Origin of the sequence: Novosphingobium sp. CECT 9465, from assembly GCF_920987055.1 — a bacterium.
GTDB lineage: Bacteria > Pseudomonadota > Alphaproteobacteria > Sphingomonadales > Sphingomonadaceae > Novosphingobium.
Map to the genome: position 1 here is coordinate 2,212,433 of NZ_CAKLBX010000001.1, position 25,108 is coordinate 2,237,540.

The 25,108-nt window shown below is 62.7% G+C and carries 20 protein-coding genes; 11 read left to right on the forward strand and 9 right to left on the reverse strand.

Going from position 1 to position 25,108, the window contains the following annotated elements:
- Window positions 1–10: 10 nt before the first annotated feature.
- The 5 genes from LUA85_RS10665 to LUA85_RS10685 form a co-directional block, all read right to left on the reverse strand.
- Window positions 11–3,130 (reverse strand): CHAT domain-containing protein, encoded by a 3,120-nt coding sequence (locus tag LUA85_RS10665; RefSeq protein ID WP_231469543.1) that lies wholly within the window; start codon window positions 3,128–3,130, stop codon window positions 11–13.
- 198 nt (window positions 3,131–3,328) lie between these two features.
- Window positions 3,329–4,000, reverse strand: coding sequence for a nitroreductase (locus tag LUA85_RS10670; protein WP_371823676.1), 672 nt, complete (start codon window positions 3,998–4,000; stop codon window positions 3,329–3,331).
- A 42-nt stretch (window positions 4,001–4,042) separates the two neighbouring features.
- Window positions 4,043–5,857 (reverse strand): cobaltochelatase subunit CobT, encoded by a 1,815-nt coding sequence (gene cobT, locus LUA85_RS10675; protein WP_231469545.1) that lies wholly within the window; start codon window positions 5,855–5,857, stop codon window positions 4,043–4,045.
- Between the two features lie 30 nt (window positions 5,858–5,887).
- On the reverse strand, window positions 5,888–6,541 hold the full coding sequence (gene fsa, locus LUA85_RS10680; protein WP_231469547.1) for a fructose-6-phosphate aldolase: 654 nt from the start codon (window positions 6,539–6,541) through the stop codon (window positions 5,888–5,890).
- 70 nt (window positions 6,542–6,611) lie between these two features.
- Window positions 6,612–7,295 (reverse strand): DUF4197 domain-containing protein, encoded by a 684-nt coding sequence (locus LUA85_RS10685; protein WP_231469549.1) that lies wholly within the window; start codon window positions 7,293–7,295, stop codon window positions 6,612–6,614.
- Window positions 7,296–7,365: 70 nt separating this feature from the next.
- Between LUA85_RS10685 and LUA85_RS10690 the strand changes: the two genes are divergently transcribed.
- Together LUA85_RS10690 and LUA85_RS10695 are read left to right on the forward strand one after the other, a co-directional pair.
- Window positions 7,366–9,531, forward strand: coding sequence for a primosomal protein N' (locus LUA85_RS10690; protein ID WP_231469551.1), 2,166 nt, complete (start codon window positions 7,366–7,368; stop codon window positions 9,529–9,531).
- A gap of 47 nt (window positions 9,532–9,578) precedes the next feature.
- Window positions 9,579–11,132, forward strand: coding sequence for a cryptochrome/photolyase family protein (locus LUA85_RS10695; RefSeq protein WP_231469553.1), 1,554 nt, complete (start codon window positions 9,579–9,581; stop codon window positions 11,130–11,132).
- Here LUA85_RS10695 and LUA85_RS10700 read toward each other — a convergent pair.
- Together LUA85_RS10700 and ada are read right to left on the reverse strand one after the other, a co-directional pair.
- Window positions 11,129–12,007, reverse strand: coding sequence for a CPBP family intramembrane glutamic endopeptidase (locus LUA85_RS10700; protein WP_231469555.1), 879 nt, complete (start codon window positions 12,005–12,007; stop codon window positions 11,129–11,131). The two genes, LUA85_RS10695 and LUA85_RS10700, sit on opposite strands and share 4 nt — an antisense overlap.
- A 3-nt stretch (window positions 12,008–12,010) precedes the next feature.
- A complete protein-coding gene (ada, locus tag LUA85_RS10705; RefSeq protein WP_231469557.1) occupies window positions 12,011–13,108 on the reverse strand; it encodes a bifunctional DNA-binding transcriptional regulator/O6-methylguanine-DNA methyltransferase Ada in 1,098 nt (365 codons plus the stop codon).
- 144 nt (window positions 13,109–13,252) lie between these two features.
- On the opposite strand from ada, the gene LUA85_RS10710 reads away from it, so the two are divergent.
- The 8 genes from LUA85_RS10710 to LUA85_RS10745 all read left to right on the forward strand — a co-directional run bounded on the left by LUA85_RS10710 (window position 13,253) and on the right by LUA85_RS10745 (window position 22,691).
- Window positions 13,253–14,779, forward strand: a complete 1,527-nt coding sequence (locus tag LUA85_RS10710) for a S1C family serine protease (RefSeq protein ID WP_231469559.1) — start codon at window positions 13,253–13,255, stop codon at window positions 14,777–14,779.
- Between the two features lie 167 nt (window positions 14,780–14,946).
- The gene (locus LUA85_RS10715; protein WP_231471838.1) at window positions 14,947–15,501 is read left to right on the forward strand and encodes a F0F1 ATP synthase subunit delta; all 555 of its coding nucleotides are present in this window, start codon (window positions 14,947–14,949) and stop codon (window positions 15,499–15,501) included.
- Between the two features lie 28 nt (window positions 15,502–15,529).
- Window positions 15,530–17,059 carry a F0F1 ATP synthase subunit alpha gene (gene atpA / locus LUA85_RS10720; protein ID WP_231469561.1) on the forward strand — a complete coding sequence of 510 codons (1,530 nt, stop codon included), beginning with the start codon at window positions 15,530–15,532 and terminating at the stop codon, window positions 17,057–17,059.
- A 152-nt stretch (window positions 17,060–17,211) separates the two neighbouring features.
- On the forward strand, window positions 17,212–18,084 hold the full coding sequence (locus tag LUA85_RS10725; RefSeq protein ID WP_231469563.1) for a F0F1 ATP synthase subunit gamma: 873 nt from the start codon (window positions 17,212–17,214) through the stop codon (window positions 18,082–18,084).
- A gap of 28 nt (window positions 18,085–18,112) precedes the next feature.
- Window positions 18,113–19,558, forward strand: coding sequence for a F0F1 ATP synthase subunit beta (gene atpD, locus LUA85_RS10730; RefSeq protein WP_231469565.1), 1,446 nt, complete (start codon window positions 18,113–18,115; stop codon window positions 19,556–19,558).
- Between the two features lie 110 nt (window positions 19,559–19,668).
- Entirely contained in the window at window positions 19,669–19,923 is a 255-nt protein-coding gene (locus LUA85_RS10735; RefSeq protein WP_231469567.1) for an ATP synthase F1 subunit epsilon, read from the forward strand.
- Window positions 19,924–20,227: 304 nt separating this feature from the next.
- On the forward strand, window positions 20,228–21,616 hold the full coding sequence (locus LUA85_RS10740) for an aminomethyl transferase family protein (protein WP_231469568.1): 1,389 nt from the start codon (window positions 20,228–20,230) through the stop codon (window positions 21,614–21,616).
- Between the two features lie 235 nt (window positions 21,617–21,851).
- Complete coding sequence (locus LUA85_RS10745; protein ID WP_231469570.1) at window positions 21,852–22,691, forward strand: beta-etherase; 840 nt, start codon at window positions 21,852–21,854, stop codon at window positions 22,689–22,691.
- Window positions 22,692–22,722: 31 nt separating this feature from the next.
- On the opposite strand, the gene LUA85_RS10750 is transcribed toward LUA85_RS10745, so the two are convergent.
- The gene (locus tag LUA85_RS10750; RefSeq protein WP_231469572.1) at window positions 22,723–23,472 is read right to left on the reverse strand and encodes an IclR family transcriptional regulator; all 750 of its coding nucleotides are present in this window, start codon (window positions 23,470–23,472) and stop codon (window positions 22,723–22,725) included.
- Entirely contained in the window at window positions 23,469–23,861 is a 393-nt protein-coding gene (locus LUA85_RS10755; RefSeq protein WP_231469574.1) for a nuclear transport factor 2 family protein, read from the reverse strand. The genes LUA85_RS10750 and LUA85_RS10755 overlap by 4 nt, the downstream gene beginning before the upstream one ends.
- A 415-nt stretch (window positions 23,862–24,276) precedes the next feature.
- Here LUA85_RS10755 and LUA85_RS10760 point away from each other — a divergent pair, with 415 nt between their 5' ends.
- A complete protein-coding gene (locus LUA85_RS10760) occupies window positions 24,277–25,089 on the forward strand; it encodes a DUF6454 family protein (protein ID WP_231469576.1) in 813 nt (270 codons plus the stop codon).
- Window positions 25,090–25,108: the final 19 nt, after the last annotated feature.

Sequence of the window (25,108 nt, forward strand, 5' to 3'; positions counted from 1 at the left end):
GAGGCATTCTTCAGTTCCCCTTCGCGATGCGCGCAGGCTGCGCCATCGCCATACGGGCCGTGCGCGAAACCAGCGGCCTTGCGCTGTCGCCGATGACTGCAAACCCAGCCCAGTAGTAAGGGTGCGAGGTATCGACGTCAGCCATGAGCACCTGTTGTGCCTTGAGCAGGGCTTCACCGGAAGACGTTCCGGCAGGTGCTTCGAAAAGACCGTTGATCAGGCGCGCGGTTGCATTGAAATCATCCGGTGCGGGCCAATGGCTGGCCAGCACCGACCGGCTGCCCGCCCCGATGAACGCGCGCACCAATCCTTCGAGCGCCGAGCCGCCGCCACTGACGATACCCGCCGCGCGCGTTGCCGATATGTCTGCCTGCCCGGCCGTATCGCAGGCCGACAGGATAACCATGTCCGCATCGAGCTTCAGGTCAAAAATCTCTGAGAAGCTCAGCAAGCCGTCAGAACCGGTCGGCCCGAACGAGGTGACCAGCGCGGGCCTTGCCGGACAGGTCGGTTGCGGTGGCGTGACCAGACCGTGCGTCGCAAAATGCAGGATGCGGAAATTATCGAGGTCTGGGCGGGACTTGATTGCCGTATCCGAGAAAGCTTGTCCGACCATGAGGTCAGCGCCCTGCGATCCCAGCAGGGTCCGGGCGTTTATCAGTTCGGCTTCGGATATGGGGCGGTTCCACGTCGCCAGCGGCCAGCTGCAATCGGCCATCGCCGCACCGTCCGCCCCGCGAACCTGGGATCCGCGAAGGACACTTGCGGATGACACGGCGGTATTGCGCCCCATACCCAGATAAGCCTCGTTCGCCTTCGATCCCGGCTGCTTGCGCGCATCCATGAACGAACGCGCCGAAACTGCCGTGGACACCAGCTTGTCACGCGCGAGCCAGTTCATCCCGCGCAGATCGAACGGATCGCCGCTTGGACGGGCTGCCTGCTCGACATAAGCCTCTGCCGATTTGGCATCGGCAACCAGTACGTTGACCGGCAAGGACAGCATCGCACCGTCCGGTTCGAAGATCAGGTGACGGGCGGTGGCAACATCCTGTGCAACCGGTGCAAACAGCGCAGTATACAGCGCATGGGCCTCGTTTGCGGCAAAGGCGCTCGTCACATATTGCCTGCCATCGAAGCGCGAGATCGAATTGCGGATGGTCTGGACCGACTTCTCAAGTTCGCGTGCAGAAATCTGCGCACGATAGCCGATGGCACGATCCTTGTTGGCAAAATAGACGAACACGTCTGGTCCGAGCACCGCCATCTTGACATAGGCCTCGCCCGGCATGAGGCCTTCACGCAATTCTTTTTCTGAAATTACCCTCTGAGAAACAACACAATAGCGTGAGAAGTTCGCAAGCTGTATGATGGTTGCCTGTTCCTGCGCTTCCAGATCCTGAATGCGCTTGGCAGCTTCGGCGATCTCGTCCGTGCGGGCAGAGGCATCGTCCAGCCGCTGGAGCGCCGCATAAGTCATGCGTGTCCTTTCGATGCCGCGAGACAGGCTGTTCGATTGCCGAAAAAGCCTTGCTGCATCGTCACTTCCACCCGAAAGTTCGCGTGAAAGCACAGCCTGTGTTTCGGCAACGCCCGGCCGTACCAGAACCTGGCTGGCGATGAAGAATGCATCGCTGGCTGCCGGATCGGCCTGCGCCTGACCTGCCAGCATGTCGAACCACGGCGCCATCTGCTTCGAAAGGCCGGAAAGACCGTTCTCGCGCTCCACCGAACGCGCAACGACTTCGCGATAGATCGGTGCGGCCTGATCGGCCTTGCCGTGGCGCGTCAAAAACGCGGCCAATCGCGCTTGCGCCGCGGCCATGCTGCGCGTCTCCGGATATTGTACGCCAACAATCTCGACGGCCGAGCGCAGCAGGCTTTCCGCATCGGCGGTCCGGCCTTCTTCTTCGGCCAGCGCGGCGAGTTCCGACAAAAGTTGCGCGCGCATCCGCACGATGGACACGACCCGTCCGTTGCGAACCGCCAGCGCCTGCGCTTGTGCCTGCTCCAGCGCCGTGCGCGCATCGGCACGGTTTCCTGTCAGCCGCCACGCCGTACCTTTCAATTGCAGGGTCTGGGCATCAAGAATCGTGGCGCGCTCGTCATCGGTCAGGCGCAAGTCGTCTACCAGACCCATCGCATTGGCGGTCATGTCCGATGCATTGATGCGCCGCGCCACAGACGGGGTGAGTTCCATCGTATCACGCAGGGTTTGCGCGCCCAGCGATGCGGTTTGCCGCAAGGCTTCGCCCAGCCGCACCAGCGCCGCTTCATACTTCCCCTGATTGAGCAGATGGACCGCTTCATAATTGCGCCGCAGCCGCTCTACCACACCACTTCCTGCCGACATTGCAGCAGCTTGCGCAAACAACCTGTCAGCATCTGCGAACTGGCCCAGGTTGGACCGCTGGAGCGCGGCATTGACCAGAAACTCCACCCGGTCGATCGGCACATCCCCGGTTGATGCCTGGCGCTGGTCGAGCGTTTCGAAAAAGGCAGCGGCCTCGGCATAGTCGCCAGAACTGTTGCGGCGGTAACCTTCGGCCAAGGCGGTCGAGGGATCGAGAGTCAGCGCCTGGATACGCGCATAGGATTCGGTGTCATTGACCGAGGTCGTCGCAACCTCGATAGGTTCATCGATGACGCGATCAGCGAACACCGAGCGCAGCGCAAGGTCCAGCGCGCCATGATAGGCGGAAAAACCTTCGACAACATAGACGGTTTTTCCGCGGGTTATGCTGACCACTTCATAAGCGAGATCAGGATCGATCCAGCGGCAGTCCTGGCGCATCCGCCCGGCCACAGATGCCGTCATCGCACTTGCGCAATTGGCACTGGCCTTGCGCCGGTCCGCAAGGCGGGCGAGCACATCGTCCTGTCCCTGCCTGAGCGCGAAGACATGGCCCACGGGCAGCGCCGAATCGCGGCAGACGATGGCCCACGTCCGGTCCATCGGACTGCGATTTGCCGCGTCCACCGTGCGCGATTGCATCTGGCACAGCGCCTTGCTGCCCCCCGAACCGAGCGGAAAACTGTCCTTCAACAACAGTGATCCATCCTGTGCCGAAGCCGACGTACCACACAAGGCCAGGCTTGCGACGCCAGCCGCCAGTGCTGCCCAGTTCATTGCCCTATGGTATCGCATTGCGCGCTCTCCCAGCCGGGGCCGCTGCCCCTGACCTTGCCACGAATAACCTGCGATGCCCGAAGAGTCTTATGCTGTTGCGCACAGCATAGGCGCATTGCCCCGCTGCTGCCAATGCCGATACACCCGGCAAAGCGGTGGTGATTGTATCAATTCGACGCCGGTCGCCTTCGATCCCGATCAGAAACCGAGAAAGCGGACATTCCCCTCGACCGGTTCGCGGGCGCGTTCGAACCCGTTTACCACCGCGGTCGCATCGCGATAGCCAATCGCTATGCCGCAGAAAAAGATATGCGTTTCATCCGAAACCCCGATCGCTTCCTTGATCAATCGCGCGTGGAAGGACAGGAACTCCTGCGGGCAGCTGTCGAGACCTTCCTCACGCAAGAGCAGCATGATCGTCTGCAACCACATGCCCGTATCGGACCATTGCGGCGGCCCCATCCGCCTGTCGAAATAGCACATCAGGACCGCAGGCGCACCGAACGACAACACATTGTTGCGTATGAAATCTGCGCGAGCGGCGGCATCAGCGCGACCGATGCCCATCGCCTGATACATCGCAGCGCCCACTTGCTTCAGGCGCGCCTTGCATTCCGGGATCGCTTCAGGTGCGCTGAAGCTGTATTCCTGCGGGTCCTGGAACGGGGCCTCCAGCATCTTGCGCTGCAAGTCCGCCAGCGGTGCTCCGGCCACGATGGTCGCTTCCCATGGCTGAAAATTGCACCCCGAAGGCGCCCAGCGCGCCTTGTCCATCACTCTGCGCAACAGCTCCAGCGGCACCGCGTCGGGCCTGAACGCCCGGATCGAACGACGGGACAGGACGGCTTCGCTGACGGACATCTCGCTCATGCCGGTTCGACTGCCCGGTTAGGGCCTGACGGTCAAGCCGCGCTATTCGTCCTCGAACAGGTCGGCCAGTTGCTCGATGATCGTGCCGCCAAGCTGTTCGGCGTCCATGATCGTGACGGCGCGGCGGTAGTACCGCGTCACGTCATGGCCAATGCCGATGGCTACGAGCTGGACCGGCGATTGCTTCTCGATCCAGTCGATCACCTTGCGCAAATGCTGTTCAAGGTAACCCGCATTGTTGACCGAAAGTGTCGAATCATCCACCGGCGCGCCATCGGAGATGACCATGAGGATACGGCGGTCTTCAGGCCTCGCCAGAACCCGGCTGTGCGCCCACAGCAGCGCCTCTCCGTCGATGTTTTCCTTGAGCAGGCCCTCGCGCATCATCAGGCCGAGGTTTCTGCGCGCGCGCCGCCACGGCTCATCAGCCTTCTTGTAAACAATGTGGCGCAAGTCATTGAGGCGGCCGGGTTGTGCAGGTTTTCCGCCCGATAGCCAAGCCTCGCGGCTTTGCCCGCCCTTCCACGCGCGAGTGGTGAACCCCAGAACTTCCGTCTTCACGCCGCAACGCTCCAGCGTACGCGCCAGGATGTCCGCGCTGATCGCCGCGATGGAAATGGGCCGCCCGCGCATTGAGCCGGAATTGTCGATCAGCAGCGTGACGATCGTGTCCTTGAACTCGACATCGCGCTCGATCTTGTATGACAGCGAATGGCCCGGCGAAATCACGACGCGCGCCAATCGGGCAGCGTCGAGCAGCCCCTCTTCCTGATCGAAATCCCACGAACGGTTCTGCTGCGCCATCAGTCGGCGCTGAAGCCGGTTGGCCAGACGGGTGACGACGCCCTGCAAGCCCTTCAACTGCATGTCGAGATAGGCGCGCAGCCGGGTCAGTTCCTCTTCGTCGCACAGTTCGGTCGCCGAGATCACTTCATCGAACTGGGTGGTATAGGCGTTATAATCGAAGTTTTCGGGCAGATCGGTCCATGGCCGATTGGGGCGCGTTGGCAGCATGCCTTCCTCGCCCTCATCCGACATATCGGCATCGGCAGCATCGTCGTTCTGCTCGATATCCTGCTCGGAGTCCGAATCCTCGTCACCCTGGCTGGTGTCGCCCGCAACCTCGGACGGTTCCTGATTCTGGTCGTCTGACGAATCCGGTTCTTCCTCGCCGTCGTCCTCCTGATCCTCGCCTTCGTCTTCCTCGTTCTCCTCGTCCTGCTCGCTGGCGGACTGTGTCAGTTCGAGATGCTGGAGCATGTCCAGCGCCAGTTGTTGAAATGCGCGCTGGTTATCGAGCGACTGCGCCAGTCCCGCAAAATCGTCGCTGGCCTTGCTTTCGATCCAGCTGCGCACCATCGCCATGCCGACGTCCGTGCTGGCGGGCGCGGCCTGTCCGGTAAGCTTTTCGCGCAGGAGCAGCGCAAGCGCCGATGGCAGGGGTACTTCTTCGGGCCGGGTGGCGCGCGCGATCGGGTCCGAGGCCATGCGCATGGCCAGCGCTGCATCAAGGTTGCCGCGCATACCGGCAAAGTCCTGCGATCCGAGCGCTTCGTAACGCACCTGTTCCACGGCATCGTAGCAGGCCCGCGCCAGAGCTTCGGTCGGTGCGTTGCGGCCATGCAGCGCGGCATTGTGATGCCTGAGGCGCAAGGCCATCGAATCGGCTGATCCGCGCGCCTGCGCCACCTGTTCAGGCTGCAGTGTGCGGCCCGGCATGGGCACACGCATCGAATTGCCCGACTGCACCGCCGCGTCTGCCGTCCACGCCACCTCAACCTCCGGATCGAGCGAGATCGCGCGGGCGGTGCCGGTCAGCACCGAACGGAAACGGTCGAGAGGGGTTTCGTCAGCCAAAACGGATGCACTCGTATCAAAAAGTTCGGATCAGACGATGTTCTGGCCGGTCTTGGCCCAGTCGGCAAGAAAGCCTTCGATGCCCTTGTCGGTAAGGACATGCTTGAACAGGCCCTTGATGACCGCAGGCGGCGCGGTGATCACGTCTGCACCGATCTTTGCGCTTTCCAGCACATGCATGCCGTGGCGGATCGAGGCGACAAGGATCTGGGTTTCGAAGGCGTAGTTGTCATAGATCAGGCGGATGTCGCGGATCAGGTCCATGCCATCGAAACCGTTGTCGTCATGGCGGCCCACGAAGGGCGAGATGAAGGTCGCGCCAGCCTTCGCCGCCAGCAGCGCCTGATTGGCCGAGAAGCACAGCGTGACATTGACCTGGGTGCCTTCGCCGGTCAGCGCCTTGCAGGTTTTCAGGCCATCGATGGTCAGTGGCACCTTGATGCACACGTTGTCGGCGATCTTGCGCAGCACTTCGGCCTCGCGCATCATCGTGGCGTGATCGAGCGCGACGACTTCAGCCGAAACCGGGCCATCGACCAGACCGCAGATTTCACGCGTCACTTCGATGAAGTCCTTGCCCGCCTTGGCGATCAGGGTCGGGTTGGTGGTCACGCCATCAAGCAGGCCGGTGGCGGCAAGGTCTGCGATTTCGGCGGTATCGGCGGTGTCGACGAAGAACTTCATGGGGGCAGGCCTTCCAGACGGGAGAATGATTCCCCCGCCTATAGGCAAGGCGACCGCGTCTGTCAGTCCGCTACTTGATGCCGAACGCGCCCATCAGGACAGGGTCGTTGGTTGAGCGCGGGTCGGCACGGATCGCCGCTTCCTCGCGACCGATGGCGCGGAAGATCGCGTTGTCCGCCTCAAACGCAAGCGAATTGGCGATCCCGCCCACGTCAACGCCGGTCAGCGCGGCGAGCACTTCCCCGACCAGCGGTTCGCGGCTGACGCGGAGGGCATCGCCAAATTCGGGCACCATGATCGCGATCAGGCTCGTGCCCATTTCCTGATGCAGGAAATTGGTCGCCGCCATCGGATCGCTGCCCCGCAGCAGCGCCAACGCATTGCGGATGCCGATGGTGCGGACGGCATCGGTCACCGCAGGGGCCGCGCGTTCCGCCGCGTCATAGGCCATGTCGTTGAACGCGCGTTGGAGACGTTCGCGGAAGATCGGGCCGGTCAATATTCGCTGCATGATCCCGCCGCGATTGCCGATCACTTCGGGCAAGGCGAGGCGCGCCACCGAATCGTCCCAGAATCCGCCCGGTTGCAGCAGGCGGGCAAAGGCGCGGTCGGTCGATACGTACAGCAACCTGCGCACGGCGTCTTCCAGCGTGAACGCCGGGAACGTGGCGCAGCCCGCCAGCGAGAGCACGGCAAGCGATGTCATGCCACCAAGAACGGCCCGGCGATTCGGCGATACCTGAAGCTGCGACATGGCTTTCTCCTCAATTCCTTTTGCGGCAGGCTTTGCCCGTCGCATCCCGGCCCCATATAGGCGGTTCAACATGAACCGTGTCCGATGCCTTGTCTTCAACGCCGCGCTGGGTCCGCTCGACTATCGTGTGCCCGAAGGCATGGACGTGGAACCCGGCAGCGTCGTGATCGCGCCACTGGGGCCACGGCAGATCATCGGCGTGGTCTGGGAAGCGGAACGGCTCCCCGCAACCGAAGTTCCCGCGAACAAGCTGCGCCCGCTGCTTTCCGTGCTGCCAGTGCCGCCCCTCCCCGCCCCGTTGCGTCGCCTGATCGAATGGACGGCGGACTACTACCTCGCTCCCCTGGCCTCGGTCGCGCGGATGGCGCTGTCCAGCACCGGCGCGCTGCGCGGGGGCAGCACGATCACCGAATATCGCCTGACCGGGAACGAGCCCGGCCGCCTGACACCGCAGCGCGCCAAGGCCATCGAAGCGCTCGACGGACAACAGGCGACGATCCGCGAGCTGGCCGAGATTGCAGGCGTTTCGGATGCGGTGCTGCGCGGCATGGTCAATGCGGGGCTGCTTGAGGCTGTGCTGGTCGATTCGGACCGGCCCTATCCGCCCGCCGATCCATCGCATGCGGCGCCTGATCTGTCCGAAGACCAGATGGGCGTTGCGGCACGGTTCGTCGCCTCGGTCCACGCGCACGAGTTTCAGCCCTACCTGCTCGATGGCGTGACCGGATCGGGCAAGACCGAGACCTATTTCGAAGGAATCGCCGCCGCGATCGAGGGCCGGCGGCAAGTTCTCGTCCTGCTGCCTGAAATCGCGCTGACCGAGACGTTCCTGAAGCGCTTCGAGGCGCGGTTCGGGGTTTCGCCCGTAACGTGGCATTCGGCGCTGAAATCGTCCGAACGACGCCGTGCCTGGCGCGCGGTGGCGATGGGCACGGCGCAAGTGATCGTCGGCGCGCGCTCCGCCCTGTTCCTGCCGTTCGCGAACCTTGGCCTGATCGTGGTCGATGAAGCGCATGAGGTTTCGTTCAAGCAGGACGACGGTGTGCGCTACAACGCCCGTGACGTGGCGGTGATGCGCGCCCGCTTCGAAAGTGTGCCGGTGATCCTTGCCAGTGCCACGCCCGCGCTGGAGAGCCTCCAGATGGCCGAGAGCGGGCGTTATGAACGCGTGATCCTGCCCAGCCGCTTCGGTGGCGCGACGATGCCCGACATTCAGGTGGTGGACTTGCGCATCGATCAGCCCGAACGCGGCCACTGGATTGCCCCGCCACTGGTCAAGGCGCTGAAGGACCGGCTGGAAAAGGGCGAGCAATCACTGCTGTTCCTCAACCGGCGCGGCTATGCCCCGCTGACGCTGTGCCGCACTTGCGGCTATCGGTTCCAATGCCCCAATTGTTCGGCGTGGCTGGTTGAACATCGCCTGTCGCGCCGCCTTGCCTGCCACCACTGCGGGCATGAAGTGCCGACGCCGGAAGCCTGCCCTGAATGCCATGAGCCTGACTGCCTTGTCGCCTGCGGGCCGGGCGTTGAACGCATCGCCGATGAAGTGGCGGAAATCCTGCCCGAAGCGCGCGTTGCGCTGGTCACGTCAGATACGCTGACCAGCCCGGCCAAGGCCGCCGAGTTCGTGGAAATGGCCAGCGCCAAGGCCATCGACGTGATCGTCGGCACGCAGCTTGTCATCAAAGGCTACCACTTTCCCGAACTGACGCTTGTGGGCGTGATCGATGCCGACATGGGGCTGGAAGGCGGCGATCTGCGCGCGGCGGAGCGCACTTACCAGCAGGTTGCACAAGTTGCCGGACGCGCCGGGCGCGGTGAAAAGCCCGGAGAAGTCCTGATCCAGACCCGCCACCCCGAAGCCCCGGTGATAGAGGCGCTGGCAAGCGGGGACCGCGACGCCTTCTACGCTGCCGAAACCGAGGCGCGCCGCGATGCCGGTGCCCCGCCGTTCGGACGCTGGGCCGCCATCATCGTTTCCAGCGAGGACGAAGCCGAAGCGCGCGATGCGGCGCGCGGCATCGGCGGCAGCGCACCCGATCTGGCCGATGTGATGATCCTCGGCCCCGCCCCGGCCCCGCTATCGCTGCTGCGCGGTCGCTATCGCTACCGCCTGCTGGTCAACGCCCGACGCTCCAGCGAAATCCAGCGCGTGATCCGCGAATGGCTGGCCCCGCTGCGCTTCCCGCCCGGTGTACGCGTGGCGGTGGATATCGACCCTTACAGCTTCGTGTGAACGAACAGGCAGGTTGAACCAATTGCGCGCTCGGCCATTGCAGCGCCATGCCCGGTCCCGTCCTCGTCCCGATCCTCGGCGATCAGCTTACACCTGACATCTCCAGCCTTGCCGACCGCAAGCCAAGCGACACCGTGATACTCATGATGGAAGTGGCCGAAGAGACGACTTATGTCCGCCACCACAAGGCCAAGATCGCGCTTATCCTTTCAGCCATGCGCCACTTTGCCGAAGAACTGCGCGCGGCGGGTTGGGCGGTCGATTACGTCAGGCTGGATGACGCCGAAAACACCGGCAGTTTCACCGGCGAGGTCGCCCGCGCCGTTGCACGTCATGGCGCGCGCGGCATACAGGCCACCGAACCCGGCGAGTGGCGGGTTCGCGAGGCGATGGAGCAGTGGCGAACCGAAATGCCGGTGCGGGTTCGCATCCTCCCCGATACGCGCTTCATCTGCCCGCTGACGGATTTCTATGAATGGGCGGCAGGGCGCAAGGAACTGCGCATGGAGTGGTTCTATCGCGATATGCGGCGCAAGACCGGTTTGTTGATGGAGGGGGACAAACCTGTCGGCGGCAAATGGAATTACGATGCGGCCAATCGGGGTGGGCCAGAAAGGGGGCTTGCTTCACCGCAAGTCCCGCCGTTCAAGCTCGACGCCATCACGCGGGAAGTGTTCGCGCTGGTCGAGCAACGATTCGCCGGGCACTTCGGCTCGCTGGAAAAGTTCGGATGGCCTGTGACCCGACAAGACGCCGAAACCGCGCGCGACGTGTTCCTCAAAGAACGCCTGCCTCTGTTCGGCAAGTATCAGGATGCGATGGTGGCGGGGGAGGATTTTCTGTTCCATGCCGCGCTATCGCCTGCCATCAATATCGGCCTGCTCGATCCGCTCGACTTGTGCCGCCGTGCCGAAACCGAATGGCGCGAAGGCCGGGCGCCGCTTGAGGCGGTGGAAGGCTTCATCCGGCAGATCATCGGCTGGCGCGAATATATCCGGGGCATGTACTGGCTGGAAATGCCGGGTCTCGCGGATGCCAACGGCTTGAACGCCGAGCGCGCCCTGCCCGATTTATACTGGACTGGCGAAACGCCGATGCGCTGCCTGTCGGACTGCGTTCGCACGACGCGCGACAACGCTTATGCCCACCATATTCAGCGCCTGATGGTGCTGGGAAACTTCGCGCTGCTTGCGGGGCTGCGTCCGCAGGACGTCGCCGACTGGTTTCTGGTGGTCTATGCCGACGCTTTCGAATGGGTGGAACGGCCCAATGTGGCGGGCATGGTGCTGCATGCCGACAAGGGCAGATTGGCATCGAAGCCTTATGCCGCGAGTGGTGCCTATATCGATCGGATGAGCGACTATTGTGGCGGGTGCACCTACAACGTGAAGGCCAAGACCGGCCCCGATGCCTGCCCGTTCAACGCGCTTTACTGGCACTTCCTTGACCGTAACGAAAAGGCACTTTCAGGCTATCATCGTCTTGCTCAGCCCTATGCTACATGGCGACGGCTGAGTGCGGACAAGCGCGCCACCTATCTGGAAAGCGCTGAAACATTCCTGAAAACGCTCACACCCGCGAAACCTGGTTGGGCGCGTTAGCGCTGCCCCCACATCGGCGGCCTGATCCCGCCCTGCCGGACCACGCGGACCAGCAGCAGCAATCCTGCTGCGGTGGCAACCAGCATGGCGATCACGCTCGCTTCCAGCCCGAAGGCACCGCCGGTCAGCCACTCCGGCCCGTTGCGCGCGGTGATGAACAGGCCTTCGGGGGCCTCGCCTCCCGAAACCGGGACACTGAACACCCAGCCTTGGGTGAAATTCCACGCGGCGTGAATGCCGATGGGTATCCACAGCCGCCGCTTCCACAGATAGGCCGCACCAAGCAGGATGCCCGCCTCCATCGCAATGGCAAAGGCGGCAAACAGGCTCGATCCCGGATTGGTCAGATGCGCAAGGCCGAACAGCAGCGATGTGATCGCCAGCGCCGCCCAAGTGCCCAGCATCGCTTCGATATGGCGCAGCAGGATGCCGCGAAACAGGGTTTCCTCTATCGTGCCAGAGGTTACGGCCATCGCCAGCATGGCCCAGAGCGCACCCATACCGTTGAAGCGTTCTATGGAGATGCCCCCCATCAGCGCGACGATCCCGGTCATGGCGGTGAACAGGCCTGCGCCGATCAAAAGACCCAGCGGCAATTCACGCAAAAGTGTGGCAAACGGCAATTCATCATTGGCCCGCCGCTCGATCCACCGGCGGCAAGCCAGATAGAGCGCGATTGCCAATAGGGCGACAGTCAACCCGCCGAGAAAATAGCCCGGCGTTCCCCTCGTCACCACCTTCTGCAAAGCAACGGACGCCAGCGAAGCCCCGGTTGCCACCACCAGCACTTCGATGACCAGCAGCGTCAACGGAAAGGCAATGATCCGCCGCACGATGCCGGGTCGGGTGCCCGGTATGGTCTGCGGCTCGTCCATTCGTCATTCCCCGGCTGTTTCGCGTTCCTTGTCGAGCAATCGCTGCTTGATCTCAAGCCCGTAAGCATAACCGCCAAGCGATCCGTCCGAACGGATCACCCGGTGGCAGGGGATCAGCACCGCCACGTTGTTTGCCCCATTGGCCGATCCGGCGGCGCGCACCGCGCCGGGCTTGCCCACTTCAGCCGCGATCTGGGCGTAAGACCGCGTCTCGCCGGGCGGAATGCGTCGCAATGCCTGCCACACCGCTTCCTGAAACGCGGTGCCCCTCACATCGATCGGGATATGCGAATGGTCGCCCGGTGTCTCGACCGCCACCACAACATCAGCCAGCAAGGCCTCGAACGCCTCACCTCCCTGCACCAGTACCGCATGGGGAAAGCGCATTTGCAGCGCGGTCTCATCCTCATTGAAGGAAAGGCGGCACACGCCCACTTCGGTTGCCGCAACAAGCATCGGCCCCAGCGAGGTCGGCATGACCGCCCAATGGATCGTCACGCCACGCCCGCCATCACGCCATGCCGAAGCCGTCATGCCAAGCCGCCCTTTCGCTGCTGAATAAAATCGCGAAGGCCCGGAAAAGCCCGCATCATAGATTGCATCGGTCACCCGCTCAGCCCCGGCCAGCGCCTGGCCCAGACGTTCCTGCCGCAAGGCGCGCGCATAGGCTGCGGGCGACAACCCGATATGTGCCACGAAAATGCGCTGAAAATGCGATGGCGAATAGCCGCTTCGGGCAGCAAGTTCTGCCAGAGCGGTCGTCTCACCCGCCTTGATCGCGGCAATCGCATCAAGCACGGCGCGTTCATCGCGCGCCACATCATCGGGCAGGCAACGCAGGCAGGGGCGCAAGCCCGCAGCGCGCGCCGCCGCGCCATCGGCAAAGAAACGGACGTTCTCACGCCGGGGGTGCCGCGCCGCGCACGATGGACGACAATAGATGCCGGTGCTCAACACGCCGGTGACAAAGCGCCCGTCACAGGCGCGGTCACGCGCCAGTACGGCGGTCCACGCTTCATCATCGGGAATCACGCAACTGTTCTCCGGGGCAAGGCTGGAAGCGATAGCCCCAATTTCCGCTTCCGCAAATGACCGGCGCATCTCGAAATTCCTTCACAATCCTTCAGTCCGACCACCGCTTTCTCGCACGACATGGTGCATCACGGCGTCCCGCACCTTGCGATCAAATCGAAACGGCGCAAGAAGCGGCGCATGCGTGTCGCCAAACTGATAACTGCCTGCCTGTTGCTCCTTTTCTCCGGCCTGCTCGCGCAGCTTGCCCATGCCGATCCGGCGGATATCTCCGCTGCCAGCCGCTCGGTCGTGCGCGTCGTCATCATCGAAAGCGATGGCGACCGCGCCAACCTGATTACCCATGGCACCGGCTTTGCGGTGACGCCCAACCTGATCGTCACCAATGCCCATGTGGTCGAACAACTGCGCGATGACGATACGCTGATTGCGGGCGTCGTGCCCGCCGAGGGTCGCAACGGCTATCCGGCGCGGCTTGTTGCCTATTCTCCCGGCAATGACCTTGCGCTGCTGCGCATCGAAGGCGGCGGCACTCTTACCCCGATCACGCTATTTCCCGGCGCGCCTGACGATGGCGCAGAAGTCTATGCCGTGGGCTATCCCGGCAACGTCGATCTGGCGCAGGGGCTGTCGATGGGAGACCTCGTCACGCCGCAGGCCGCGGTCAAGACGCGCGGCTATCTCTCAGGTGGGCGATCCTCGCGCTCGTTCGACACCCTGCTGCACACCGCGCCGCTGGGCGCGGGGAATTCGGGCGGGCCACTGCTCGACGCCTGCGGGCGTGTGCTGGGCGTCAATTCGTTCGGCACGGTAAGCGACAACGGAACCGATTCGGCGTTCTACTTCGCGATTTCGATGCGCGAACTCTCGGCGTTCCTGCGCCGCGCGAATGTGGATGCCCGCAACAGCGGGCTGCCGTGCCGATCCATCGCAGACCTCGACCGTGCCGAAGCCGCGCGCGCGGCAGGCGATCAGGCGCGCCAGGCCGCCGCCGCCGAAGCGCAGGCGCAATCACGCCAGCGCGCTGCCGACAAGGCGCGTCGCGACGCCGAAATGGCGGTTCTTTCGGAACGCGACAACGGCCTTGCCCTTGCCGCGCTGCTGCTGGTCGGCGCGCTGGGCGCGGGCGGGTGGGCCATGGTCCAGGCCTCGAAGCGGCGCGGCCGGTTCCAGCGCAAGCACGTGATCGGGGCCGCTGCGCTGCTGCTGGCCGCCGTAATCACATGGTTCCTGCGTCCATCGCTCGATTCCATCGATCGGCGCGCACGTGAATTGCAGGAGCAGCCCGCGCCCGCTTCCAGCGAAAGCACCGCTCCGACCGAGCAGACCGCTGACGCAGGCGCCATGATCTGTGTGCTCGATCCGCAGCGCAGCCGCGTGACCGTGTCCGACATTACCGACGTGACGCTCGACTGGACGCAGGATGGCTGCGTCAACGGCAAATCGCAATATGGACTGGCGCAGGACGGTTGGTCGCGCGTCCTCGTGCCCGGCGAGGAAGAGGCGATTTCGCTGAACACCTTTGATCCCGCCACGCGAACGTACACGGTCGAGCGATTTCTTGTCGGTCTGGACGTGATGACGAAGGCCCGCGCCGAGCGCGCCAGACTCGGTGCCCCGGCGTGCGGGGCAGGCGAAGAGGCAGCGCGAAAGTTCGGCGAAAACCAGCAGGCAATCAAGGCGCTGCTCCCGCCGGAGCCGAATGAGCGCATGCGTTACAACTGCCAGACAGCACCCTGACATGCGCTTGCAGCAAAATTGCTCTCATACCTATGCACATCTGCGTACGTCGCATCTTGTCATAAGCGCCCGACGTTGCTAGGCGCGCCCCGTCTACAGGCCACCGGGTGTTCATCGCCCGGCAATGGTCTGCATCGGCTTATCCTTGGATGAAGGAACTTCGGCGCGTGGAGATTTCCGGCGGCATTACAGCCAGCTTGTCAGGGCGTTACGCTTCGGCGTTGTTCGATCTGGCGAATGAACAGGGCTTCATTGCCGCTGTGGAAGGCGATCTGGAAAAGGTCGGCGCTGCCTTGAGCGAATCGGCCGACCTCACCGCCCTTATCCACAACCCGCAAGTCAGCCGCGAAGCTGCTGCATCTGCGGTGGGTGGCGTGGCGGGTCTGCTCGGCCTTTCGGACCTGACGAAGAATTTTCTCGGCGTTCTCGCAGGCAACCGTCGTTTGTCGGCGTTGCCCGATGTGATCCGCGCCTTTGCACAGATCGCTGCCGCGCATCGCGGCGAAGCAACCGCCGAAGTGACCAGCGCTCACCCGCTCGACGATGCCCAGCTCGCTGCCCTTGCTGAAAAGCTCAAGGTCCGCGAAGGCAAGGACATCAAGCTCAAGACCAACGTCGATCCCGATATTCTCGGTGGCCTTGTCGTGAAAATCGGCAGCCAGATGATCGACAGTTCGATCCGCACCCGTCTCAATTCCCTCGCCATGGCGATGAAGGCTTGAAGCCTCAAGGCTCTGTGAAAGGCTGAAAATGGAAATCCGCGCCGCTGAAATCTCGAAGGTCATCAAGGACCAGATCGCCAGCTTCGGCACCGAAGCCCAGGTCTCGGAAGTCGGTTCCGTGCTCTCGGTGGGTGACGGTATCGCCCGCATCCACGGCCTTGACCAGGTACAGGCCGGCGAGATGGTCGAATTCTCGAATGGCGTCAAAGGCATGGCCCTCAACCTCGAAGCCGATAACGTCGGCGTCGTGATCTTCGGCTCGGACGCCGAAATCAAGGAAGGCGATGTCGTCAAGCGCACCGGCACCATCGTCGACGTTCCCGTCGGCAAGGGCCTGCTCGGTCGCGTGGTTGACGGTCTCGGCAACCCAATCGATGGCAAAGGCCCGATCGAGTACACCGAGCGCAAGCGCGTTGAAGTCAAGGCGCCGGGCATCATCCCGCGCCAGTCGGTTTCGGAACCCGTCCAGACCGGCCTCAAGGCGATTGACGCCCTCGTCCCCGTTGGCCGCGGCCAGCGCGAACTGATCATCGGTGACCGTCAGACCGGCAAGACCGCCGTCGCGATCGATACCTTCATCAACCAGAAGGGCCCGAACGCGGGCGATGACGAGAGCAAGAAGCTTTACTGCATCTATGTCGCCATCGGCCAGAAGCGTTCGACCGTCGCCCAGATCGTGCGCCAGCTCGAAGAGAACGGCGCGATGGAATATTCCATCGTCGTGGCCGCAACCGCTTCGGAACCGGCTCCGCTGCAGTACCTCGCGCCTTACACCGGCGTGACCATGGGCGAATTCTTCCGCGACAACGGCATGCATGCTGTCATCGTGTACGACGATCTTTCCAAGCAGGCTGTGGCCTATCGCCAGATGTCCTTGCTGCTGCGTCGTCCTCCGGGCCGCGAAGCGTATCCCGGCGACGTGTTCTATCTCCACAGCCGCCTGCTTGAGCGCGCTGCAAAGATGAACGATTCGCTGGGTGGCGGTTCGCTGACGGCTCTGCCGATCATCGAAACCCAGGCGGGTGACGTTTCGGCCTACATCCCGACCAACGTGATTTCGATCACCGACGGCCAGATCTTCCTTGAAACGGGCCTGTTCTACCAGGGCATCCGTCCGGCCATCAACGTCGGCCTCTCGGTCTCGCGCGTCGGTTCGGCCGCACAGACCAAGGCGATGAAGAAGGTTGCCGGGTCGATCAAGCTGGAGCTGGCGCAGTACCGCGAAATGGCGGCCTTCGCGCAGTTCGGTTCGGACCTCGATGCTTCGACCCAGAAGCTGCTCAACCGTGGTTCGCGCCTGACCGAGCTGCTCAAGCAGCCCCAGTTCTCGCCGCTCGGTTTCGAAGAGCAGACCGTGGTGATCTTCGCTGGCACCAACGGCTACCTGGACAGCATCCCGGTGAACCGCGTTGGCGAATACGAAGCCGAACTGCTCAGCTACCTGCGTACGCAGAAGGCTGATCTGCTGGCCGAGATCCGCACGACCAAGGACCTGGGCAATGATACCAAGGCCAAGGTCGTCGAAGCGCTCACCGCCTTCGGCAAGCAGTTCGCTTAAGCTAAACGTCGAAGTTCGGCCGCAAAGTCGGACTTCGACAACACCAAGTCCACCTTCGTCATCCCCGCGCAGGCGGGGATCCAGATCGACAGACGAACCGCCGAACTGGTTTCCCGCCTACGTGGGAATGACGAAAGAGGAAGGAAACGAGAGTGGCTTCACTCAAGGAACTCAAGGGCCGCATCAACTCGGTCAAGTCGACCCAGAAGATCACCAAGGCCAAGCAGATGGTTGCGGCGGCAAAGCTGCGCAAGGCGCAGGCTGCGGCTGAAGCCGCGCGCCCCTATGCCAGCCGTCTGGCCGAAGTGATGGGCAGCCTTGCCACCAAGGTTGCAGGGCAGGACAACGGCCCTCTGCTGATGCGCGGCACCGGCGCTGACCAGCGCCACCTCCTCGTCGTGGTCAACACCGACAAGGGCCTCTGCGGCGGCTTGAACTCGAACATCGTCAAGGAAGCCAAGCTTCAGGCGCGCGCGCTTGAAGCTGCGGGAAAGACCGTGACGTTCTATCTGGTCGGCAAGAAGGGCCGCGCGCCGCTGAAGCGCGATTACCCCAATGCCATCGCCAAGAACTTCGACACCAGTCTCGTGCGTACGCCCGGCTTCGATGAAGCCAGCGCCATCGCGCACGAACTGATCGCGCTGTTCGAAGCCGGCAAGTTCGACGTCGCGCACCTGATCGCGCCGAAGTTCAAGTCGGCTCTGGCGCAGGACCCGGTCACCGAACAGCTGATCCCGGTCCCCGCGCCTGCCGCCACGACCGAATCCGGTTCGGTTGTGGAATACGAGCCGAGCGAAGAGGAAATCCTCGAAGAACTGCTGCCGCGCTATGTCACGACGCAGGTCTTCGGTGCGCTGCTCGAACGCGAAGCCTCCGAACAGGGCGCGTCGATGACCGCGATGGACAACGCCACGCGCAACGCAGGCGACCTGATCCAGAAGCTGACGATCCAGTACAACCGCAGCCGTCAGGCCGCGATCACCACCGAACTCATCGAAATCATCGCTGGCGCTGAAGCGCTTTGACGACGGCTTAGAAGGCAAGGAAACAACCATGGCCACCGTGCTCACCTCTACCGGCAAGATCAGCCAGGTCATCGGCGCCGTCGTCGACGTGACCTTCGACGGCGAACTGCCATCGATCCTCTCGGCGCTCGAAACCGACAACAACGGCAACCGCCTCGTTCTCGAAGTTGCGCAGCACCTCGGTGAAAACACCGTCCGCACCATCGCGATGGACTCGACCGACGGTCTGACCCGTGGCCAATCAGTACGCGATACCGGCGCGCAGATCTCGGTGCCAGTTGGCCCGATGACGCTGGGCCGCATCATGAACGTGATCGGTGAACCGATTGACGAACGTGGCCCGGTTGGCGCTGCCAAGACCGCCCCGATCCACGCCAAGGCCCCGGAATTCATCGACCAGTCGACCGAAGCCGCGATCCTCGTGACCGGCATCAAGGTCATCGACCTCCTCGCCCCTTATGCACGCGGCGGCAAGATCGGCCTGTTCGGCGGCGCAGGCGTTGGCAAGACGGTTCTCATTCAGGAACTGATCAACAACATCGCCAAGGGCCACGGCGGCGTTTCGGTCTTTGCAGGCGTGGGTGAACGCACCCGCGAAGGCAACGACCTTTACCACGAATTCCTCGACGCCGGCGTTATCGCCAAGGACGCCGATGGTAACCCGACGCCAGACGGTTCGAAGGTTGCGCTGGTGTTCGGCCAGATGAACGAGCCTCCGGGCGCCCGCGCTCGCGTTGCTCTGTCGGGTCTGACCATGGCAGAATACTTCCGCGACGAAGAAGGCCAGGACGTGCTGTTCTTCGTGGACAACATCTTCCGCTTTACCCAGGCAGGTTCGGAAGTGTCGGCTCTGCTCGGCCGTATTCCTTCGGCCGTGGGCTACCAGCCGACGCTCGCCACCGACATGGGCCAGCTGCAGGAACGCATCACCTCGACCACCAAGGGTTCGATCACCTCGGTTCAGGCGATTTACGTTCCCGCCGACGACCTTACCGACCCTGCGCCAGCCGCTTCGTTCGCCCACCTGGACGCAACGACCACGCTGAACCGCGCGATTTCGGAACTCGGCATCTATCCGGCGGTCGATCCGCTCGACTCGACCTCGCGCGTCCTGACGCCCGCCGTAGTCGGTGAAGAGCACTACCAGACCGCCCGCCGCGTTCAGGAAACGCTGCAGAAGTACAAGTCGCTGCAGGACATCATCGCGATCCTGGGCATGGACGAGCTTTCGGAAGAAGATAAGCTCACCGTCGCTCGCGCCCGCAAGATCCAGCGCTTCCTCAGCCAGCCGTTCCACGTGGCTGAAGTGTTCACCGGCATCAGCGGCAAGTTCGTGCAGGTCGAAGACACCGTGAAGTCGTTCAAGGCAGTCGTCGACGGCGAATACGATCACCTTCCCGAAGCCGCGTTCTACATGGTCGGCGGCATCGACGAAGCGGTCGAAAAGGCCAAGAAGCTGGCTGCCGACGCCTGATTTGACTTAAGCCCCTCTCGCTTGCGGGAGGGGTTTGGGGTGGGCCTTGCGCTTCACCCCCGGCCCACCCCCGGCCCCTCCCGCAAGCGGGAGGGGAGAAGAGGTTCAAGATGCTGCACTTCGAACTCGTCACCCCGGCCCGCCTCGTCCGTTCGGAAGAGGTCCACATGGTCGTCGTTCCCGGCACCGACGGTGAATTCGGCGTGCTGGAAGGCCATGCGCCGTTCATGTCCACGGTCAAGGACGGCTCGATCAAGGTCTACAAGTCAGCAGGCGCAACGCCCGAAGAGATCAAGGTCCAGGGCGGCTTTGCCGAAGTCGGCGTGAATGGTCTGACGGTTCTGGCAGAACACGTCGAAGGCTGATTGGCCTCACCTGCGACACTGAAAGGGCTGGCCTGCGAGGGCCGGCCCTTTTCGTTTGTCCATAACCAAGCCTCGTCATTCCCGCGCAGGCGGGAATTCAGTTGAATACAAAAGCCGTCGCATAGCGACGACACCTTTATTCGCTGGATTCCCGCCTGCGCGGGAATGACGAGGGTGAGGCAGAATTTATCGTATGCACAACATACATTTTTTCGCCAGCTTCATCATTCCGAACTTTTCAAGCACGCGAACATAATGCATAACCTCTCCACAACCGTGAAATCTCATCGGGAGAGCAAGAACCATGTCCCAAACCCTCGAACAGGTCATCCAGAACGCCGGTGATCTCGTCCACTTCGTCCGCAACCAGCAAGTCGGGCCGAACGTCTATCCTGGCGTGCCGTCCGAATTTTCCAACTGGCGTGCCGAACAGTGGGCTTGGGGTCACACAGCGGTGCTTTACAACCAGTCGTACCACATGGTCGATCTGGCGGTGAAAGGCCCGGACGCCTTTGCGATGCTCGAACATCTTGGCATCAACTCGTTCAAGAACTTCCAGCCCGACCGTGCCAAGCAGTTCGTGCCCGTCACTCCCGATGGCTACGTGATCGGCGACGTGATCCTGTTCTACCTCGACGAGAACCACTTCAACCTCGTCGGCCGTGCGCCCACGATCGAATGGGTGGAATTCCACGCTGCCAGCGGCAACTGGAACGTCACCGTAGAACGCGACGAACGCTGGGCAATGCGCACCGACGGCAAGCGCAACTCGTATCGCTTCCAGGTCCAAGGCCCGAACGCGATGAAGATCATCGAAAAGGCCATCGGCCAGACACCGCCCGACCTCAAGTTCTTCCACATGACCCGCCTGACCATCGGCGGCAGGGAAGTGCGCGCGCTGCGTCATGGCATGGCAGGTCAACCGGGCTTTGAACTGATGGGCCCATGGGAAGACTACGGCGCCGTTCACTCAGCGCTGGTGGAAGCGGGCAAAGCGTTCGGCATGGCCTTGGTCGGTGGCCGCGCCTACTCGTCTAACACGCTGGAATCGGGCTGGATCCCCTCGCCCTTTCCGGCGATCTATACCGGCGAAGCGCTCGCGCCCTATCGCGCGTGGCTGTCCGCCAATTCCTATGAGGCCAAGTGCTCGGTCGGCGGCAGCTATGTGCCCGAAACCATCGAGGGCTATTACACCACGCCGTGGGATCTCGGCTACGGCCCGTTCGTGAAGTTCGACCATGACTTCATCGGCCGCGCCGCGCTTGAAAAGATGGCGGCAGAGGGCAAACACCGTACCAAGGTGACGCTCGCGCTCGACAACGAAGACGTGATGCGCGTCCAGTCCTCGGCACTCAGCACGGGCGACCGGGCCAAGTTCATGGAATACCCCAGCGCCGTTTACTCGATGCACCCGTTCGATCAGGTTCTGGCCGACGGCAAGCTGGTCGGCCTCTCGACCTGGATCGGCTACACCGCCAACGAAGGCAAGTTCCTCACCCTCGCGATGATGGAACCCGGCTTCGAAACCCCCGGCACCGAAGTCACCCTGCTGTGGGGCGAGCCGAACGGCGGCACCACCAAGCCCACCGTCGAACCGCACGTCCAGACCGAGATCAAGGCCGTTGTATCGGCAGTGCCTTATGTCGCCGCCGCTCGCGACAATTACGCCGAAGGCTGGCGCACGAAGAAGTAACGCGTCAGGACGCTGTCAACGCGCGGCCTTCGACAAGCTCAGGCTGAGCGGGTGTGGTGAGGGTGCCATCCCACCCCGTTCAACCTGAGCTCAACCGGAGCAGACGCCACCACACCCCCACCCGCTCATCCTGAGCCTGTCGAAGGATGCCGCGCAACCTCTGCCCCAACGCAAATTTAGTTTGTATTACTAACAATATCTGGCACACTGCATTCAACAAAAAGACGAGGATGCCATGGCCCGGAACAACACCGTAACCTTCTATGATCTCGCGCTTAGTACGGGCGCTACGATCAGCCCGTTCGTCTGGGCAACCAAGTACGCCCTGAAGCACAAGGGCTTCGATCTCGACGTTGTCCCCGGCGGCTTCACCGACATTCTCGAACGCACCGGCGGCAAGACTGAACGGCTGCCCGCGATCGTCGACGACGGCGAATTCATTCTCGATAGCTGGGGCATCGTCGAATACCTCGACGAAAAATACCCTGATCGCCCCGCGTTGATCCCGCACGAAAGCGTTGCCGCCACAGTCAAAGCGCTGGACCACTGGTTCTGGAATGTCGCTGTCGGCCCGTGGATGTTCTGCTTCTGCCAGGATTACCGCGATTTGTCGCTGCCTCAGGACCACGAATACGTCACCCACAGCCGCGAAAAGATGCTCGGCCGCAAGCTCGAAGAGGTTCAGGCCGGACGCGAAGACCGCCTGCCCGCGATCTCCGCCGCGCTCGAACCCCTGCGCGCCGCGCTCGCCCAGCATCAGTGGTTCGGCGGATCGGCTCCGAACTATGCCGATTACCGCATCATGGGTGGCATCCTGTTCACCGCCTCGGTGTGCAAGACCCCGGTCCTCGCCAACGACGATCCCTTGCGCGGCTGGATCGAGCGCTGCCTCGACCTGTTCGGCGGCCTTGGCCGTCACCCCGGCCTGTTTCCGCTGTTCGGGCTGGAACAGCGCGAAGGCGATCCCGACCTGTTCAACCGCGCGGCGGGCCAGGGCGGCATCTACAAGCGCAACACCGGCCCCGATTCGACCCGTGCCGAAACGCAGCGCATCACCGAAGGCATGAACGCCTGATCCGAACCGGCGGCGGCGCGATCCGCCGCCGCTATTCGCCTTGCAGTGCGACAACTGTGCGCAATAGCAGCGCGTGAGTCCGTGCTTCAAGAGCGGCGTCGAACCGTACGGTCGGCACCGCCACACTGATCGCGCCGACGCAGACTCCGCCGATAACCACCGGCGCGGCTATCCCGCAGATTCCCGGCGTCGCTTCTTCGCGCGCGATGCTCAGCCCATCGCGCCGGATACGTTCGATGTCTGAACGCAGATCGGCCTCGTCCACGCGTGTCGTCGGCGTCAGCCGCTCACGCGGTGCTTGCGCAAAATACGCCGCCAGTTCGTCGTCCGCCATGGCCGCCAGCAAGACCTTGCCCGCCGCCAGGGCATGCAGAGGGCGGCGCGTCCCCGGATCGACCGCGTAGCGCAGCGCCTGATCGCTGGCCTCGGTCACCAGCGCTTCCACTTGCCAGTCACGCCGGATCATGAAGGACGACGTCTCGTTCAATTCGGACTTGAGCGCTCGCACCAGCGGGGTGACCCTGTCTTCCAATGTCAGCGACGATTGCGGCGCGCGCAGACGTTCAAGCCCTGGCCCAGGAAGATAACGCCGCCCTTCGCGCAAAAGATAGCCACGCTCGGCCAATGTAGCGAGAAGGTAGGACAGGCTGCTGACGGGAATTGCCAGCGCTGCTGCAATCTCTTGCGCCACCGCGCCTTTGCGGTGTGCAACGACATATTCGATCACATCAAGCGTCCGCATGGCGGACTTGACCGGGTTGGCAGCGGCGGGTGCGTTCATCGGAACAGCAGGCTACCGCGCCGTTCGGCAAAGCGCCAGCCATGGAGTGTAAGGCAGAAGCGATCGTGGAACGAGCCGACCAGCGGTACGCCCTCCCCCGTGAACAGCACCATGGCGCTGGTCCCGCGCGCCGTGGCCGGGCCTTCAACGTCGATCACCACGTTTGAACAGATGTGGCGCGTGGTGCGTGGCGGGCGCGCGTGGAACGCGGCAAGGATGGCATCGCGCCCGATGATCGGGGCATCTGGCGCGGTCGGGCGGACCATGACGCCGCCTTCCACGTAAAGCGCTGCCAGTTCGTCCCACCGCGCCTCATCATTGAGGTTGGCATAGAGTGCGATCAGCCTTGTGCAATCGTGCTCGGCGGCGCGGCGATCGTCGTCATTCACAGGCGGGCACCGGCCATTTCAGCGCTTCGGCTCTGCACGTACAGCTTGCGCCCTGAGCCGATGGCAGCAATCGGCCCGATGTGACACGTGATCGGTTGGGGATGGCTGGCCATAGCTGAACGTCATCCAATTCATACTCATGAAAAATTCATAACACCTGATGGCGCAGAAACAAACCGAAACCGGAATGAAATCTGATCGACAGGCCCGACATGAGCTGGCCCGCTTTCATCGATTACCAGCCTGAAAACCCTGATAATAATGAATTCGATCAAAGCAGGTTTGTTACAGTACTGTTAAAAATTTTCAGATTTTGAATGCAGTCAAACGCAGGCTTTTCTACTTATGCAATAGTTTTGACGCATGTAATTGTCATGGAGGCCCTGTCAATGAGGCCTACCAAAGCACAAGTCATATGATCCGCAAGGCAATGCTTGCCGGTTTGACTACGGTTTTCCTTGTTGTTTCGAGCCTGTCAGTCGCTGCCGTTCCAAATCCGTTTTCGGGTACAATCGAAAATGCGCAGCTTCTGGGTTCGCTACAACTCGACGGTGAATTGTTTCACGTTCAGGGCCTTGAAATCAAGGAAGACACCATCTGGGTGACGTCAGTCGATAACGACAATCACCGGGGTTATATTCACGAATTTGACCGGCTGACCGGCAAGCTGCGCCGTCGCTTGGAACTCACCGATGGCGCGCGCTACCATCCGGGCGGCATTTCGTTTTCTCAAGGATCGATCTGGGTTCCGGTGGCAGAGATGAGGCCGGACAGCACGGCTGTACTTGTCGAAATCGACGCGGCCAGCCTGAAGGTGCGACGCAAGATTCACGTCGCCGATCACCTGGGCTGCGTGGCGGCCATGGCGGGGAAGCTTGTGGCGGGGAACTGGGACAGCAAGCTGTTCTATGTGTTCGACCTTGCCAGCGACACGCCTGAACGAATCGTGCCCAACCCCACACAGACGCATTATCAGGACATGAAATTCGTCGACGGTCATCTGGTCGCGGGTGGAAACCTCACCTGGCTCAGCGGCGCGGTCGACTGGATCGAATGGCCATCGATGAAGCTCAAGCGCACGTTGCAGGCTGGAGCCGTGGGTCCGGTCAGGCCGTTTGGCCGGGGCGGGCCTTACACTGGGGAAGGCATGGCCATCGATGGCCGCGATCTGTTTGTCGTGCCGGAAGATGGCCCCAGCCGGATGTTCCACTTCAAACTGACGAGTTAGGCTTGCCTCTTGTGACCGC